Source organism: Janthinobacterium paucivorans (assembly GCF_051380805.1).
Lineage (GTDB): Bacteria > Pseudomonadota > Gammaproteobacteria > Burkholderiales > Burkholderiaceae_D > Janthinobacterium > Janthinobacterium lividum_D.
Genome location: NZ_JBNYXR010000008.1, coordinates 25,738 through 43,076 on the forward strand (window position 1 = coordinate 25,738; position 17,339 = coordinate 43,076).

At 62.7% G+C, this 17,339-nt stretch carries 10 protein-coding genes; 7 read left to right on the forward strand and 3 right to left on the reverse strand.

What is annotated here, in order from left to right; translation table 11 throughout:
• Positions 1 to 45 precede the first annotated feature (45 nt).
• Positions 46 to 1,107, reverse strand: a complete 1,062-nt coding sequence (locus ACQ4V8_RS11660; RefSeq protein ID WP_436571500.1) for an NAD(P)H-dependent flavin oxidoreductase — start codon at positions 1,105 to 1,107, stop codon at positions 46 to 48.
• 87 nt (positions 1,108 to 1,194) lie between these two features.
• On the opposite strand from ACQ4V8_RS11660, the gene ACQ4V8_RS11665 reads away from it, so the two are divergent.
• The 5 genes from ACQ4V8_RS11665 (at position 1,195) to ACQ4V8_RS11685 (ending at position 12,458) form a co-directional block, all read left to right on the forward strand.
• Positions 1,195 to 2,097, forward strand: a complete 903-nt coding sequence (locus tag ACQ4V8_RS11665; RefSeq protein WP_436571567.1) for a LysR family transcriptional regulator — start codon at positions 1,195 to 1,197, stop codon at positions 2,095 to 2,097.
• A 467-nt stretch (positions 2,098 to 2,564) separates the two neighbouring features.
• A complete protein-coding gene (locus tag ACQ4V8_RS11670; RefSeq protein WP_029496450.1) occupies positions 2,565 to 3,413 on the forward strand; it encodes a phage tail protein in 849 nt (282 codons plus the stop codon).
• 165 nt (positions 3,414 to 3,578) lie between these two features.
• Positions 3,579 to 4,523, forward strand: a complete 945-nt coding sequence (locus ACQ4V8_RS11675; protein WP_280720958.1) for a tetratricopeptide repeat protein — start codon at positions 3,579 to 3,581, stop codon at positions 4,521 to 4,523.
• A gap of 71 nt (positions 4,524 to 4,594) precedes the next feature.
• A complete protein-coding gene (locus tag ACQ4V8_RS11680) occupies positions 4,595 to 10,756 on the forward strand; it encodes a YDG domain-containing protein (RefSeq protein ID WP_436571501.1) in 6,162 nt (2,053 codons plus the stop codon).
• Between the two features lie 7 nt (positions 10,757 to 10,763).
• Positions 10,764 to 12,458, forward strand: a complete 1,695-nt coding sequence (locus ACQ4V8_RS11685; protein ID WP_436571502.1) for a ShlB/FhaC/HecB family hemolysin secretion/activation protein — start codon at positions 10,764 to 10,766, stop codon at positions 12,456 to 12,458.
• Between the two features lie 152 nt (positions 12,459 to 12,610).
• On the opposite strand, the gene ACQ4V8_RS11690 is transcribed toward ACQ4V8_RS11685, so the two are convergent.
• Entirely contained in the window at positions 12,611 to 13,411 is an 801-nt protein-coding gene (locus tag ACQ4V8_RS11690) for an alpha/beta fold hydrolase (RefSeq protein WP_010398673.1), read from the reverse strand.
• Positions 13,408 to 14,424, reverse strand: a complete 1,017-nt coding sequence (locus ACQ4V8_RS11695) for a M14 family zinc carboxypeptidase (protein ID WP_070347072.1) — start codon at positions 14,422 to 14,424, stop codon at positions 13,408 to 13,410. Before ACQ4V8_RS11695 ends, ACQ4V8_RS11690 begins: the two co-directional genes overlap by 4 nt.
• 244 nt (positions 14,425 to 14,668) lie before the next feature.
• Here ACQ4V8_RS11695 and ACQ4V8_RS11700 point away from each other — a divergent pair, with 244 nt between their 5' ends.
• Both ACQ4V8_RS11700 and ACQ4V8_RS11705 read left to right on the forward strand, forming a co-directional pair.
• The gene (locus ACQ4V8_RS11700) at positions 14,669 to 16,306 is read left to right on the forward strand and encodes a response regulator (protein WP_436571503.1); all 1,638 of its coding nucleotides are present in this window, start codon (positions 14,669 to 14,671) and stop codon (positions 16,304 to 16,306) included.
• Complete coding sequence (locus ACQ4V8_RS11705) at positions 16,303 to 17,331, forward strand: ABC transporter substrate-binding protein (protein ID WP_010398666.1); 1,029 nt, start codon at positions 16,303 to 16,305, stop codon at positions 17,329 to 17,331. The genes ACQ4V8_RS11700 and ACQ4V8_RS11705 overlap by 4 nt, the downstream gene beginning before the upstream one ends.
• Positions 17,332 to 17,339 lie beyond the last annotated feature (8 nt).

A 17,339-nucleotide genomic window follows, 5' to 3' on the forward strand; every position in this document is an offset into this window, starting at 1 on the left:
GCCCGCAGCGTCGAGCCAGATATCTCTCTGGCCGGCATGCTGAAATCAAGCCGCCATTTCCCTGGCCAAGGTCAACACCAGTTCCTGCGCCCCCATTTCCCGCGCCAGCGGGGCGCCCTGGCCGGCCCATTGGGCGGCAAATTCGCTGTCGCCGTGCTGGCTAGCTGCCGCGTTCAATTGTTTTGCAGCATCGTAGGCGACGGGGTAATCGGCTGGCGGCGGGCTGCCCGGCGCTGCGCCATGCTCGATCAGGCGGTTCACCATGCCGCGTGCCAGGCGGCCCGAGAGCACGCTCGTCAGGCGCGTGGATGCTGCCCGCGCGCTGCGCAGGTTGGCGCGGTAGCTGGCATTGGCCGACGATTCCGGGCACAGCACGAACGCCGTGCCCAGCTGGGCGGCCACGGCGCCCAGGTCCAGCGCGGCGCGGATGCCTCGTCCATCCATGATGCCGCCCGCGGCGATCAGGGGTAGCGTGGTGCGGCCTGCCAGCAGGCGCAGCAGTACGCTGGTGCTGTGGCGCTCGTCCGGCGCTTGCGGATCGAAGACGCCGCGATGCCCGCCCGCCTCCACGCCTTGCGCCACGATGGCGTCGACCCCCGCCTGTTCGATCAGCATCGCCTCGCGCACGCTGGTGGCCGTGGCCATGGTGTAGATGCCGGCCTGGCGCAGGGCGGCGATTTTCTCCGTCGCAGGCAAGCCGAAATGAAAGCTGACGACGGCGGGGCGCTGCTCCAGCAACAGGGCGAATCCCGCTTCATCGCCGACAAACGTTGGATAGATTTCATCGAGTTGCGTTGGCACGGGTGCGCCCAGCTCCACAAACAGGGGCGCCAGATGCGCCAGCCAGGCCGCTTCGCGCCGCGCATCCCTCACCGCCGGCGCATGGCAAAACACATTCACATTGAAGGGCTTATTCGTCAGCGCGCGCGTATCCATGATCATCTGGCGCGCCTGCGCCACGCTGCCGGCGCCGATGCCCAGAGACCCCAGGCCGCCCGCATGCGAGACGGCGGCGGCCAGGCGCGGCGTGGAGACGCCCGCCATCGGCGCCTGGATGATGGGCAATTGCAAGCCGAGGCGGTCGAGGAAGTGCTGGGACGTGGTCATGATGTTTCCTTCATCAAGTTGAGGATGCCGCATTCAATTCTTATTCTAAGAATATAATAGCATAATCATTCCGAAAGAAAGAACATGATGGAAATGGAGTCATTGACGATTTTTTGTGCCGTGGCCAGTGAGTTGAGCGTCACCCAGGCCGCAGCGCGGCTGGGCCGCGCGCCGTCCAGCGTCACCACGCGCATCCAGCAGCTGGAAGCCGATATGGGCGCGCAGCTGTTCGTGCGCACCAATAAACGCATGGCACTGACGGCGGCGGGCGAGCGCTTTCTCGAGTACGCGCAGCGTCTGCTGGCACTGGCGGAAGAGGCCAGGCATGTCGTCACGGGCGGGCGAGAGGGCGGCACCTTGCGCGTCGGCAGCATGGAAAGCACGGCGGCCAGCCGCTTGCCGGCGCTGCTGGCCGCATATCACGCCCGGTATCCGGCGACGCGCCTGGCGCTGAGCACGGGGCCGTCGCGCCCCCTGATCGAGCAAGTGCGCACGGGTTTACTCGATTGCGCCTTCGTGGCCTTGCCGCCAGCCTTCGGCGGCGCGGCCGCGCTGGGTGAACTTGGCCTGGCATCGGCATCCGTGTGGCGTGAGGAATTATGTTTGCTGCTGCCAGCCAGCGAAGGGCCGGTGCGCCGCGCTGTGGACGTGCGCACGCGCTCGCTGGCGGCGTTTCCGCAGGGCTGCACCTACCGCAGCATCGCCGAAGAGGTGCTGGGCATGGCCGGCAGCACGCAGTGGCGGGTGCAGGAGCTCAGTTCGTATCACGCCATGATCGCCTGCGTGGCGGCCGGCGCGTGCGTGACCTTGTTGCCGGCCAGCGTGCTGGCGCTGTCGGACGCGCCTGCCACCCTGAAAACACTTTCGGTTGGGCAAGCCGACACCTTGCTGGTATGGCGCGCGGGATTCGACGTGCCCGCGTTCCAGCATTTGCTGGTACAGCTAGATGTGAAGTTGCAAGAGCTTATACGGACTCGATCTGAGTCGTGACCTCGGTGCCTTGCCAGCAATGCCCTGATGCGGCCGGTGCCAGTTGTAATGAGGGTTCCATTCCTGCGCATGTGGGCACGTTCCAGCGCGTTGTTATAAATGAAGCCGTAAGCATATTCACGCGTTTTCGCAGGTTTCAACAGAATAGAGGCAAATGACGCGAGCGGGGCAGCGCCAGGACTTGCTTGTCACCAGATGTGTTTATCGGTTCGGGCGGTCGACCGGCGCGATGATGAATTGAACACATGATAATGCTCCGATACGCAGCGCTTTTTCAAGTTTATGCAGGCAGACTTCTCGGAAATGATGTTTTAATGTAATGAGTGACAAAAAATATTTAGGCACGACCGTGGATTCTAAATTATTATTGGCAGCAGTTAATTGACTGCTTTCTCAAATATTTCGCGTGTAAAAAGTTATTAAATTGGCTATAATAACCTGTTATAGGTCATACCAAGGAGATTAAGTTGAAATCATTCGTCAGGAATCGTGTTTCTAACGTCGCGCTGTTCGCAGGTGTGCTTGCGGCGGCCTGGAGTCCCGCCAGTTTCGCCTGCTCCGATACGCCGGTGCTGGCGAGTATTTGCGTCATGGCCGTGCCGTACACGTTCGGTCCTTTTAATCGCCAGTATGTGCTCGCTGCCGGGCAGGATTTATCGATCAATAACTATACGGCGCTGTACTCCCTGATCGGTACCGCTTACGGCCAAACTAATAATGTGACCTTCAAACTGCCCGACCTGCGCGGCAGGTTCGTGATCGCTGCCGACGGCGTCAATTACAACACGGGCGATAAAGGCGGGAAAAGTGCCATCACCCTGATGACAGCCCAGTTGCCGCCGCATTTGTTCACCGTGACCGCGCTTCCGGTTGCCCTGAGTGCGGTGACCGTTTCCACGGTATTGCCTACGCTGAGTGGCACGGTCAATATCGCCAGCAGCGTCGCCACCGGCACGGTGTCGGACTTGAAACTGAACGTGGTCGGTGGTTCGGGCGGTGTCACTTCGCCATCCGGCAACTATCTCGGCAAGAGCACCAGCCCTCTCGTTAACGTCTATTCCAGCGCGACGCCAGATGCCACGCTCAATGCCGGTGCCATCAGCGGCGGCAAGGTGTCGGTAACGCTGCCTTCCAGTACCGCAACCGCTAGCGTGCCAGGCGGCGCAGTCGCGGCAGGAATCTTGGGCGGCACTGCGACCGCCAGCGGCAACACCAATGTCGTCGGGGCGGGTGCGCCGATTGATATCAGGCCGCCGTATATCGCACTGACGTATTATATCGCGGCGCAAAATGCCCTGTATCCGAGCCGCGACTAAGACTAAGTAATGCTGATGCTGTGCTGGTCGGCAACGAGGCGCGCCAGCAGCGCCTCATTGCCAGCCGGGACGGTGCCTGCGTCCGTCACTGGAGATGCTGCAGTGGCAGAGCAGGCCACCAATAACGATTTTAGCTGGGATGCTGCTTTGCGTAATGTTGATGCAATGATCACTGCCGCGCTGTTTGCGGTCACGCTGAACGCGGGCGCCGCTGCGCGCGACCTTTCTGCCGAGTTGACGCGCGCCAACAAGGCCTTGGCAGCGCACGATTATGGGCTGGCGTACAAGGAGTATGCGCGCGTTGCCGCCGGCAATCCTTTGGCGCAATTTAACCTGGGACTGATCGAACGCGAGGGCTGGGGACGCCCACGCGATGCTGTCGCAGCCTGTGCCTGGTTCGGCAAGGCGGCGCAAGGCAAGACCCCGGCGGCGCAACAGTTTTTCGGCGATTGCCTGGCCGCCGGCACCGGGCGTGCCGCCGATGGCAAGGCTGCCGTGGCGTGGTATCAGAAGGCGGCGCAATCAGGCATCGCGTATGCGAACTGCTCCGCCGGGGAACTGTATATTCGTGGCCAGGTCGTCGACAAGGATGTCGCGCGCGGCCTGGCTCTGTGTGCGCAAGCGGCGCAGGCCGGCTCGGCGCCGGCCATGTTGCGTCTTGCCGACTATTACAAAGACGATCAGGATGTGCCGCAAGACCTCGCGGCTGCGCGCTACTGGTATCAGCAGGCGGCGGAACACCGTTTGGTGGTGGCCCAATACCGCCTCGGCGTGATGCTGGGACAGGGCGAGGGCGGCGCCGCCAACCTGGCCCTGGCCTTGTTCTGGCTCGAGCACGCGGCCTCCGACGGGTATGCGCCCGCTTATTTGCCGGTGGCCATTTTATATGGCAACAGCGCGCCGGACCCTGCCACCGGCGCGCTGACGCCGGACAGCCTGGCCAAGATTTACATGTGGAGCCGCGCGGCCAAAGCCAGCACCAGCAAGGCGGCGGACATCGCTGAAATCGAAGGTATTGAACAACTGCTGCAGCAAGTGATGCCACCGCAGTGGAAACCCGAGCTCGACCGCCGCGTAGCCGAGCATCTGAATAAATTTACTGTTAAATAAAATCAAACATAGGCGCCGCCGTTGCTGATGCAGTTCGCCTATCACCAGGGAAAATCACCATGCATGCTTCCATGAACAGAATCTATCGACTCGTCTGGAGTCATGTCCACCAAACCTGGGTGGCCGTCCACGAACGCGCCAGGGGCAAGGGCAAGTCGGCCAATCGCCGCCTCATCGCCAGCGTGTTGCTGGCGGCCTCACATTCGGCCATGGCGGGGCCGACCGGCGGCCAGGTTACCGCCGGCAACGGCACCATCAACCAGAACGGCGCCACCACCACGGTGACGCAAGCGAGCCAGAACCTGTCATTGAACTGGCAGTCGTTCAATACCAGCAGCGGCGAGACGGTCAATTTTGTCCAGCCGTCGGCCAGCGCCATTGCCGTCAACCGCATCGGCGGCAATAGCGCCACCCAATTCTACGGCGCGCTCAACGCCAACGGCCAGGTTTATCTGATCAATCCGAATGGCGTGCTGTTTGGCAGCGGATCGCAAGTCAACGTCGGCGCCCTGGTGGCGTCGACGCTCGACACCGGCGACGCCGGCCTGGGCGGCGCCACGCGCCGATTCATGGGCAGCGGCACCGGCAGCATCATCAACCAGGGCGCCATCAATACCGGCAACGGCGGTTATGTTGCCTTCATCGGCAACCAGGTCAGTAATTCGGGGACGATCAACGCCAGGGCGGGGACGGTGGCGCTGGGCGCGGGCAGCGACGTCACGCTGTCGTTTTCCGGCGATAGCCTGGTTCAGCTGCAAGTGAACCAGGGCACGCTGAACAACCTGGCTGAAAATGGTGGTCTGATCAATGCCGACGGCGGCGCGGTCTGGCTGTCGGCCGGCGCCAGGGATACCGTGCTGGCCAGCGTGGTCAACAACACGGGTATTATTCAGGCGCGCAGTGTCGAGCAAGTCGGCGGCACCATTGTGCTCGGTGCGGGCAGCGCGGGCACGGCCACCAACAGCGGCACGCTCGACGCCGCCGGCGCCACTGGCGGCACCGTGAAAGTGCTCGGTGGCACGGTCACGCTGGCGGCAGGCAGTTTGATTGATGTGTCGGGCGCTGGCGGCGGCGGTACGGCGCTGATCGGCGGCAATTTCCTCGGCGCCGGCCCCGAGCAGAATGCGCACACCACCACGGTCCAGGCGGGCGCGGCGATCAAGGCCGATGCCATCAACACCGGCAATGGCGGCAATGTCGCGGTATGGTCCGACAAGGTCACGCAATTCGACGGCAGCATCACGGCGCGTGGGGGCAGCACTGCCGGCAGCGGCGGCCAGGTGGAAACGTCGGGCAAGCGCCTCAATATCAGCGCCAGCGCTTCTGTCAATACGTCGGCGCCCCATGGCGCGGCAGGAAACTGGCTGCTCGACCCCGATGATATTAAGATAGGCAATGGCAGTATATGGGGCAATTCGGTCGGCATCAATGTCGACACGCGCGTTCTGACGAATGCGCTCAATAACGGCAACGTGACCATCAAGACCACAGGTTCTTCGGCCAGTTGCACGGGCACGCCGTGTACTGGAACGTCCGGCAATGGCGATATCATCGTACTCGATGCGATTGGCGCCGCGACGGACTATAATAATGGCAGTACCCCCATTAATTGGACAGCCGGTAACAACACGCTCACGCTAAGCGCTTATCGCGACATTCATTTCAAATTAACGAATAATGTGGTTTATCCAGGCGATCCCTCCGGCGGGACGCTTGGCGGGCTCATCTTGGCTAACGGCGCCGGGAATGTTGTACTGAAGGCAGACAATACTGCCAAGGGCACAGGCACGGTCAATTTTGACGATGCTTCTCAAAATTTTGTCATCTTGAGCGATAGTTCAAGCACCATCTCCATCTATTACAATCCGAGCAGCTATAACACTCCGACGGACTATAGCCTTTACATGCTCAGTGACCCCAGCCGGCTGACGGCCTATATGGCCATCAATGTGAGCGGCTCGGCTGCCTCAAAGATTTACGATGGTTCCACTACGACGTCCGTGTCAGGGTTGAACCCCGCATTGGCACTGCCGGGCGGACTGTCGCTCAATACCGCCAGTGCGCAGGCCACCTTTGCCAACAAGAATGTCGGCGCCAACAAAACCGTCACCATCACCGGCGTGACCGCGACCGGCACCGGTGCTGCCACCACCATCAACAGCGATGGCGCCACCGTCATCAGCTATAACAGCAATAAATACTTCATCAGCGGTCTCGACAGCAAGACCGCCACGATCACGGCCAAAACCATCAACCTCACCGGCCTGACAGCCAACAGCAAAACCTATGATGGCACCACTACGGCCACACTGTCGGGCAGCGCCAGTGTCGCCGCCGGTATCGTCAACGGCGACAGCGTCACGCTTGGTGCCGGTAGCGCCACCTTTGCCGACGCCAATGCCGACGTTGGCAAGGCCGTCACTGTCACAGGCTATGCGCTGAGCGGCACCGATGCAGGCAACTACGTGATCTCCCAGCCGAGCGGCCTGACTGCCAACATCAACAAGGCTGATCTGACCTTGGCGGGCAGCAAAACCTACGATGGCGCCACGTCGGTGGCGGGCAGCACCCTGACGGCGACCGGCGTAGCCGGCCAGACCTTCAGCGTCACCGGGGCCGGTGACGCCTCGAACTTGAGCAGCAAGAATGTGCAAAGCGGTGCGGCGCTTGCCAGCGCCACGGGCCTGAACCTGGGCAGCAGCAGCAACGGCGGCCTGGCCAGCAACTACAATGCGATTGGCGTGGCCGGCAGCAGCTATACGGTCACTGCCAAAGGCATCACGCTGACCGGCATCAGCGCGCTCAATAAAATTTACGACGCCACTATCACGGCTGCGCTCAACACCGCCAGCGTTGGCTACTCGGGCCTGGTCGGCGGTGACTCGGTGTCGCTGGCAGGCAGCGGCACGGGCAGCTTTGCGGACAAGAACGCCGGTGTCAACAAGGCCGTGACCGTGAGCGGCTATACGCTGTCGGGCGCCGACGCCGGCAATTACGTGGTGACGCAACCATCGGGCCTGACGGCCAGCATCAGCAAGGCCAGCCTGGTGGTGTCGGGTATCGCCGCCGCCAACAAAACCTATAACGCCACCACGGGCGCGACCCTGAGCGGCGCGGCCAGCGTGAGCGCACTGGGCAGCGACATCGTGTCGGTGGTGGGCACCGGTGCCGGCAGCTTTGCCGACGCCAATGCCGGCAGCAACAAAGTGGTCAGCGTGACCGGCTATACGCTTACTGGCGCTGACGCCGGTAACTACAACGTGGTGCAGCCAAACGCGGTGAGCGCCACCATCCACAAAGCCGATGTCATCGTGTCCGGCAGCAAAACCTATGATGGCGCCACGTCGGTGGCGGGTAGCACCTTGACGGCGACCGGCGTAGCCGGGCAGCAGTTCAGCGTTACGGGCGCCGGCGACGCCTCGAATTTGAGCAGCAAGAACGTGCAAAGCGGTGCGGCGCTTGCCAGCGCCACGGGCCTGAACCTGGGCAGCAGCAGCAACGGCGGCCTGGCCAGCAACTACAACGCGATTGGCGTGGCCGGCAGCAGCTATACGGTCACTGCCAAAGGCATCACGCTGACCGGCATCAGCGCGCTCAATAAAATTTACGACGCCACTACCACGGCTGCGCTCAACACCGCCAGCGTTGGCTACTCGGGCCTGGTCGGTGGTGACTCGGTGTCGCTGGCAGGCAGCGGCACCGGCAGCTTTGCGACGAAGAATGTCGGTGTCAACAAGACCGTGACCGTGAGCGGCTATACGCTGTCGGGCGCCGACGCCGGCAATTACGTGGTGACGCAACCATCGGACCTGACGGCCAGCGTCAGCAAGGCCGGCCTGGTGGTGTCGGGCATCGCCGCCGCCAACAAGACCTATGACGCCACCACCGGCGCGACCCTGAGCGGCGCGGCCAGCGTGAGCGCACTGGGCAGCGACATCGTGTCGGTGGCGGGCACCGGTGCCGGCAGCTTTGCCGACGCCAATGCCGGCAGCAACAAGGTGGTCAGCGTGACCGGCTATACGCTCACTGGCGCTGATGCCGGTAACTACAACGTGGTGCACGCGGTGAGCGCCACCATCCACAAGGCCGATGTCATCGTGTCCGGCAGCAAAACCTACGACGGCGCCACGTCGGTGGCGGGCAGCACCTTGACGGCGACCGGCGTGGCCGGGCAGCAGTTCAGCGTTACGGGCGCCGGCGACGCCTCGAATTTGAGCAGCAAGAATGTGCAAAACGGTGCGGCGCTTGCCAGCGCCACGGGCCTGAGCCTGGGCAGCAGCAGCAACGGCGCCCTGGCCAGCAACTACAATGCGATTGGCGTGGCCGGCAGCAGCTATACGGTCACTGCCAAAGGCATCACGCTGACCGGCATCAGCGCGCTCGATAAAATTTACGACGCCACTACCACGGCTGCGCTCAACACCGCCAGCGTTGGCTACTCGGGCCTGGTCGGCGGTGACTCGGTGTCGCTGGCAGGCAGCGGCACGGGCAGCTTTGCGGACAAGAACGCCGGTGTCAACAAGACCGTGATGGTGAGCGGCTATACGCTGTCGGGCGCCGACGCCGGCAATTACGTGGTCATCCAGCCGACCGACCTGACGGCCAGCATCAGCAAGGCCAGCCTGGTGGTGTCGGGCATTGCGGCCGCCAATAAAACTTATGACGCCACCACGGGCGCGACCCTGAGCGGCGCGGCCAGCGTGAGCGCACTGGGCAGCGACATCGTGTCGGTGGCGGGCACCGGCACCGGCAGCTTTGCCGACGCCAATGCCAACAGCAACAAGGCGGTCAGCGTGACGGGCTATACGCTCACTGGCGCTGACGCCGGCAATTACGACGTGGTGCAGCCGGCCGGCGTGAGCGCCACCATCAACAAGGCTGATGTCATCGTGTCCGGCAGCAAAACCTACGACGGCGCCACGTCGGTGGCGGGCAGCACCTTGACGGCGACCGGCGTGGCCGGGCAGCAGTTCAGCGTTACGGGCGCCGGCGGCGCCTCGAATTTGAGCAGCAAGAATGTGCAAAGCGGTGCGGCGCTTGCCAGCGCCACGGGCCTGAGCCTGGGCAGCAGCAGCAACGGCGGCCTGGCCAGCAACTACAACGCGATTGGCGTGGCCGGCAGCAGCTATACGGTCACTGCCAAAGGCATCACGCTGACCGGCATCAGCGCGCTCGATAAAATTTATGACGCCACTACCACGGCCACGCTCAACACCACCAACTTGGCGTACTCGGGCCTGGTCGGTGGTGACTCGGTGACGCTGGCCGGCAGCGGAACGGGCAGCTTTGCGGACAAGAACGCCGGCGCCAACAAGGCGGTCAGCGTGAGCGGCTACACCCTGGCCGGGCTCGATGCCGGCAACTACGTGGTGACGCAACCGAGCGGCCTGACGGCAACCATCAACAAGGCCAGCCTGGCCGTATCGGGCATCGCCGCCATCGATAAAACCTATGACGCCACCACCGGCGCGGCCCTGAGCGGCACGGCCGCCGTGGCGGCCCTGGGCAGCGACAGCGTGTCGGTCACGGGGGCGGGCGTGGGCAGCTTTGCGGACAAGAACGCCGGCGCCAACAAGGCGGTGACCGTGAGCGGCTACACCCTGGCTGGGCTCGATGCCGGCAACTACGTGGTGACGCAACCGAGCGGCCTGACGGCGAGCATTGCCCGTGCAGCGCTGACGGTCAGTGGCATCACTGCAGCCGATAAAGCTTTCGACGGTAGCACTGCCGCCACGGTCAGCACCGCCAATGCGACGCTGGCAGGCAAGTTTGGCTCGGATGACATCACACTCGCGTCGACCGGCCAGTTTTCCGACGCCGCCGCTGGTGTTGGCAAGACGGTCAATCTGAGCAGCACTTATGGCGGTGCCGATATCGGCAATTACATCGTTACCGGACAAGCACAGGCAATCGCCAGTATCACGGGAGGGCCTGTCGTTGTGCCCGACACGCCGACGCAGCAAGTTCAAAGCGCCGTGACGCAAATGCAGTCGTTCTTGCTGCCGCCGCAAGCCTTGGCGCAATCGCAAGTATTGAACCTGTCCACGACGCTGGTGGTGCAGCAGATGACTGACTCCGGCAGCAGCAACAGCGACAGTAATGAGCGCTCGAAAGAGACGATGGGCCTGCCGTTAATCAATACTGCAACAGGATTTGGCACGCCCGCGCCGCTACTGAAAATTCAAAATGGCGGCATGCAATTGCCGCTCGTTGCTACCAGCAGCAAAGAGTGAAGAATATATGAATACCCTATCCAAACAGCCTTTCCTGATGAAACCCTTGTTCGCTGCGTTGTTGCTTGCGTCGCTGGAGGCCCAAGCCGCTGGTCAGCAAGTGCCGCCCAACGCCGGATCGATTCTGCAACAATTGCAACCACCAATTCCCAAGGCGGCGCAACCGATGGCGCCGATCCTTGAGGTGCAGCCGAAAATCGATGTCGGCATGCCGCCTTCGCAGCCGTTCCACGTGAGCAAATTGCGTATCACAGGCAACACTGCGTTTGCTACAGCAACGCTGCATGCATTGATTGCCGATCAGGAAGGTAAAGATCTGACGCTGGCGCAACTCGAAGAGCTCGCCGGGCGCATTACCGCATACTATCAAGCGCATGGATTTCCAATTACACGGGCCATCATTCCGGTGCAGTCGATTACCGACGGCGTCGTTATTATCCAAGTCGTCGAGGCGCACTATGACAACGTCCGGCTCAAGAATCAAAGCGAGGTGAGCGATGATTTACTCCAGGCCTTTCTGAAGCCGCTCGCTACAGGAAAGTTAATTGTCGATGACGAACTCAACAATGCTTTGCTGTTGCTGTCGGACGTGCCAGGCGTGGGCGTGAATGCGGTACTCAAACCGGGAGCGACCACCGGTACGTCCGACATCGATATCGAGACGCGGTACATTCCGGCGACGCTGGCTAACTTGTCGCTCGATAACTACGGTAACCGCTATATCGGCCGCACGCGCTTGAGCGGCAATATCAATATTGTCAATCCATTCCATGCCGGTGACATACTGAGCGCCAACATGACCACCACCGGCGAAGGCATGAATTATCTCCGGGCGGCATATGACACGCTGCTCAACGGTCAGGGGACCCGGATCGGCACCGCATATTCTGCACTGCGTTACAAGCTCGGCAGCACTGCCCGCGCCCTTGATGCGAATGGCACTGCGGCAGTCGGCAGCCTGTGGGTAAGACATCCATTGATTCGTACCAGGCAATATAACCTCTATGCCCAACTGCAATATGAAGCCAAGACGCTGCATGATCGCGTCGATCTCACCGGCATCCGTACAGACCGGCAGCTCAGTAACTGGATAGCCAGTATCAACGCTGATTATCGCGACAGCCTGCTGGCAGGCGGCATGAGCACAGGATCGCTGAGTTGGACTAGCGGACGTACCAGTTTTGACGATGCCGCCGCCGCCGCATCGGATGCCGCGACCGCGCGTTCGAGCGGTACATTCTCGAAGTGGAATGTCAATCTCGCCCGCTTGCAGGGACTGACGCCGCGCGACTCGCTGTATCTCAGTTTTGCCGGGCAATGGGCAGACCGCAATCTGGATTCCGCCGAAAAGATGGCCATTGGCGGCCCTTATACTGTCCGTGCTTATGACATCGGTGCGCTTTCAGGCGACACCGGCTATGCCGCCAGTGTGGAAATACGCCATGAGTTGGGACGGCTGTTGTCAGGATCATGGCAGGCACAGGTGTTTATCGACAATGCTTATGTCAAGGTCAACCGCCAGCCTTGGGCCGTGACTGTGAACAGTGCGACCTTGTCCGGCGCCGGTGTCGGTCTGAGCTGGGTCGGCCCCGACCTGTGGCGCGCGAGTGCTTCCGTGGCAACCCGCGTGGGCGCGGTGCCTGTGCTGTTGTCCCGGCAGTCGTCGGCGCGTGCCTGGCTGCTCGTAAGCAAGGCATTCTGATCGGACAAACGGCCAGGTCAGAAAATGACTTGGCCGCCATCCTTGGCTGAGAGCCTATCGCCCAGCAGAAGGCGCGCCTGCGTGAAAAAAGCCGTGATGCATGTCTTTTGGCACGGATTTTTCTGATGCATGAGTCATACAAGGCGCAACGCTCAGTTGTTGTCAGCAGCGGGCGCGATGTCCCCTGGCTGTGGGGCCATTTTCCCCAGCCATTGCACCAGCGTGTCCGCCACCCAATCGCCATCGTCGAGCGGCAAGTCGTGGCCGGCGTCGGGGTGGAGCATGCAGGCGGCGTCCCATGCCTGCGCCAGTTGCTGCGAGCAGCGGTGGTCGACCAGGCGGTCGCGCGCGCCGGCCAGGATCAGCACGGGCATGGCGGGGCGGCGGTCCGGGGCGCGGTAGCGGGCGGCCGACAGTAGCTGGCGCAGCGCGTTGCGGCGGCTGACCGGGTATTGCTGCTGAAAACTGAGCCAATCGGCCAGCAGCGCGGCATTGCCATGGGCATGCCTGCGGCTCGTCAGGCGCAATATCAGCGCTTCCTGGCTACTTTTGTCGCCCAGCAGCAGTTGGCGCAGCAGCGCGCCGTAGTTTTGCCAGCGCAGGCGACGGTAGAACGGGCTGTGCGGGCGCATGCTGGTGTTGATCAGCACGCATAACGCGACTTCCTGCGGATAGCGCTGCGCCCATTCGACCGCCACCATACCGCCCAGCGACAGGGCCAGCAGGCGGTAGGGCGGCGCGATACCCCGTTCGGACAAATCCTGGCGGCAAAATTCCACCATCTCGGCCACCCGCGTGGCGCTGTCCATGGCGTGCCGCTCGCCATTGCCGGGCAAGTCGGGCGTGACGATGGCCGCGCCGGGCAGCGATTGCGCCAGCCGGGCAGGAAAACCGCCCCAGTGGCGCTGTTCGCGCATCAGGCCGCGCAATAAAATCCAGGCGGGCGGCGTCATGATTCGTACCATTGCGCCAGCGCACGCCGGCGCTGCGCCTTGCGCAACAAGCCTTCCGGTATCCAGCGGCCGTGGCTGCTGGCTGCGCGCATGAGGAAATCGAACCACACCAGGTGCCGCCGCAGCACGCGCTGCAAGCGGTGCGCGGCCGTGGGGTTGAAGATGCTGACCCGGTTGAACAATTGGCGCGGGTTTTTCTTGACCCACAGCCACGAGCCCATTTCCAGCGTCAGCGGCAGGAACACGCGCCCGCTGTAGCTGGTGCCGTTCAGGTACAGATAGTCCCACAGGTCGCCATGCGTGCGGTATTGCCGGCTTTGCGGCTCGAACACATAGTTGTGGTTGGGGTAGCTCTGGCTGAACAGTTCTTCCAGCGCGCCGATCTCGGCCAAGTGTTCGATCGGCACCTTGGTATGCGCGTGGGGAAACCAGATGCGGTCGCGCAAGCCGAAACCGGAATGGCAATCGAGGGCGATGCTGAACTGGCGCGACAGCAGTTCGCGTTCGACGAGGTCACACAGGGCCTGGCTTTCCAGCTCCATCGGCCCGCTAGCTGCGCCCCGATACCAGGGCAGGCGGGCGCTGTAGCGCTGGCCACCGAGCATGAACGGCACTGTTTCGCGCGCGCTCAGCGGCGCGTTGCGCATCAGGTCCACGCCGCGTGGATTGCAGCGCGTGGCTTGCCACATGCCGCCCGGATTGACGAGCGGCATGAATACCAGGCGCATGGTATCGAGCTGCCGGTGCAGGGTGGCATCCCAGCGCAGGCGTGCGATCAGGCTTTCCAGGAAGGACAGGAGCACTTGCGTGCCGATGCGTTCGAGGCCGTGGATACCACCAAAAAAGCCCAGCACGGGCACGTCGGGACTGGGATTGCCCATGGCAATCGAATACACGGGAAACGCGCGCCCATCCATGGCGATGCTGCAGGGCGCGGCAACTTCCAGATGGCTGCCGCCCTCGTCGATGAGGCGTTTCAGCATGACCAGCTCGGGCAGATTCTTTTCGATCATCAGGCGTCTGAAAGGGAAAGTGATAGCCAGTGTAGCCGAAATAGTTGGCGCGCCAGACATCGCGCATGGCGAAATTTTTGCTGGCCCTGTACAGCTCGATCAGCTGCTGCAGCGCCTGGCAGTGAAGGCCGCGCATCCTTGCACGTGACAAAGCGTGTATTTTTAGTAATTTTCAAGTGCTATGCTCGAAACGTAGGTGCGCAGCAAGTGCCCGGTTTGCAAGGCCATGCCGCCAGGAGAATGCATGAATAGCTCATCAATGCTGCCGCGGATACTCATCGTCGATGACGAGCTGATGCACGTGCGCGCGTTGTGCGATACCTTGCGCGGCCAGGCGTATGACACGACGGGGCTCGATTCAGGCGAGGCGGTGCTATCGTTGCTGGCCATCGAATCGTTCGACCTGCTGCTGGTCGACCTGATGATGCCGGGCATGAACGGCATCGCCGTCGTGGAAGCGGCGCGGCAGATCGATCCTGACTTGGCCTGCATCATCATGACGGGCGAAGGCACGATCGCCTCGGCCGTGCAGGCCATGAAGGCGGGGGCGCTCGATTATGTCGTCAAGCCGTTCAAGGTGTCGGGCATTCTGCTGATACTGGCGCGGGCGCTGGAGACGCGCCAGCTGCGCATCGCCAATGCGCGCCTGGAATTGCTGCTGCGCCAGCACACGGCCGAACTTGACGCCATGAACAAGGATTTGCAGCTGGCCCGCGAAGTGGCCGAGCGGGCGAACCAGGAGAAGACCAATTTTCTGTCCAGCATGAGCCACGAGCTGCGCACGCCGCTCAACGCCGTCCTGGGCTTTTCGCAGATGCTGATGTCCGATTCCATCCCTTCGACGGCGCAGGAAAAGAAAACCTTCGCCTCGCACATCTTTGGCGCGGGCCGGCATCTGTTGACCCTGATTAACGATATCCTCGATATCGCCAGGATCGAATCGGGTAATCTGTCGCTGTCGATGGAAGCGGTGGGCCTGACCGACATTTACCACGAATGCTGGAAAATGATGGAACCGCTGGCGCACAAGCGCGGCATTACGCTGACGTTCGTGGAAGCGGGTGGCCTGCATGTACTGGCCGACCGCACGCGCCTCAAGCAGGTGCTGCTCAATTTGCTGTCGAATGCGGTCAAGTACAACTGCGAACAGGGCCAGATCCACGTCGATTGCCAGCCCGTCGATGCGCACCAGCTGCGCCTGTCCGTGCGCGACACCGGTGGTGGCTTGAGTGCCGCGCAGCTCGAGGCGCTGTTCCAGCCCTATAACCGCCTCGGGCGCGATGTGCGCGACGAAGAGGGCACGGGGCTGGGGCTGGTGGTCAGCAAGCGCCTGGCCGAAGCCATGCAGGCCAGCATAGGCGTGGCCAGTACGCCCGGACGTGGCAGCACCTTCTGGATCGATATCGCCAGTTGCCCGGCGCGCCAGCCGCTGCAGGAAAGTGCTCGCCTGCCCGTATTTCACCGCGTCGAGGAACCGATGTGCCTGCCGGAGCGCAAGACACTGCTGTACGTGGAAGACAATCCCCTGAATGTGACGCTGGTGGCGGGCCTGATCCATTTTCGTCCTGACCTCGACCTGCTGTCGGCCGGCGACGGCCAGACGGGCCTGGACATGGCGCGCCATCACCTGCCGCAGCTGATACTGATGGATAGTGACCTGCCCGACATCAGCGGCACGCAAGTCATGCAGCTGCTGCGCGCCGATCCGCGTACCGCGCATATTCCCGTCATCGCCCTGACAGCCATGACCAGGCCGGGCGATATCCGCCAGGGACTGGCAGCCGGTTTCTACCGCTATCTCATCAAACCGATCGACGTGCTGGCGTTTTCCGAGGCCATCAACAGCGCGCTGGAGTCGGCCACGGCGCAGCACAGCGCATGAACCGCATGGCGCCGGCGCGGCCGATGATCTGGCTGGCGGCCATCGCGCTGTTGCTGGCGCTGGCCATCGCAGCCATCTGGCGGCTCAAGGCCCATGCCGTCGCGCCGTCCGGCCCGGTGGAAGTGCTGCGCCTGGCCGTGAATGTCGAGTACGTGGGCAGCTGCCCCGTGCTGGCCGCACGCGCACACGGCTATTTTGCGCGCGAGGGCATCGACGCGCTGCTGCAACCGTATTCGTCGGGCAAGGCGTCGCTGCAAGCCGTGTTACAGGGCCGCGCCGAATTGAGTACCGTTTCCGACATTCCCGTGGTGCTGGCCAGCCTGAATCAGCAGTCTGTCGTCATCATCGCCAGCATCTTCGAGGCCGAGCGCGATCACGGCATCGTGGGGCGGCTGGACCGCGGCGTGTCGACGCCGGCCAGCCTGAAAGGCAAGCGCATCGGCGTCACTCTGGGCACCTCCGGTCACTTCACGCTGGACGCTTTTTTGAACCGCCAGAAACTGCTGCCCGGCGAAGTTACCTTGCGCAACTATGCGCCGGAGCAGCTGGCTGGCGCGCTGGCCCGGGGCGAGGTCGACGCAGCGGCCGGCTGGGAGCCCTTCCTGGCAGGCATGAGCCATGCCATCGCGGGCAACGCGGCCATCTTTTATGGCGAAGATGTGTATGCGGGCCTGTTCAACGTCGCTGGTGCCGGCGATTATGTGCGCAATCACCCGGCGACGATGCGCAAGGTGCTGCGCGCGCTGCTTGCCGGTGCGCGCTTTTGCCGCGACGAGCCTGAGGCCGCGCGCGCCCTGTTTTCCAACGCATCGGCCAGCGAGGCGGCGCGCCTGCAGGCGGCCTGGCACGACTACCAGTTTGCCATTGTGCTCGACCAACGCTTGCTGCTGGCGCTGGAAGACGAGGCGCGCTGGGCCATCAAGAACCGGCTGGCCGAACGCAGCGACATGCCAAATTTCCTCGATGCCGTCTACCTGGACGCCCTGGAAGACGTGGCGCCGTCGGCCATGACGGTCATTCATTGAGAAAGCCA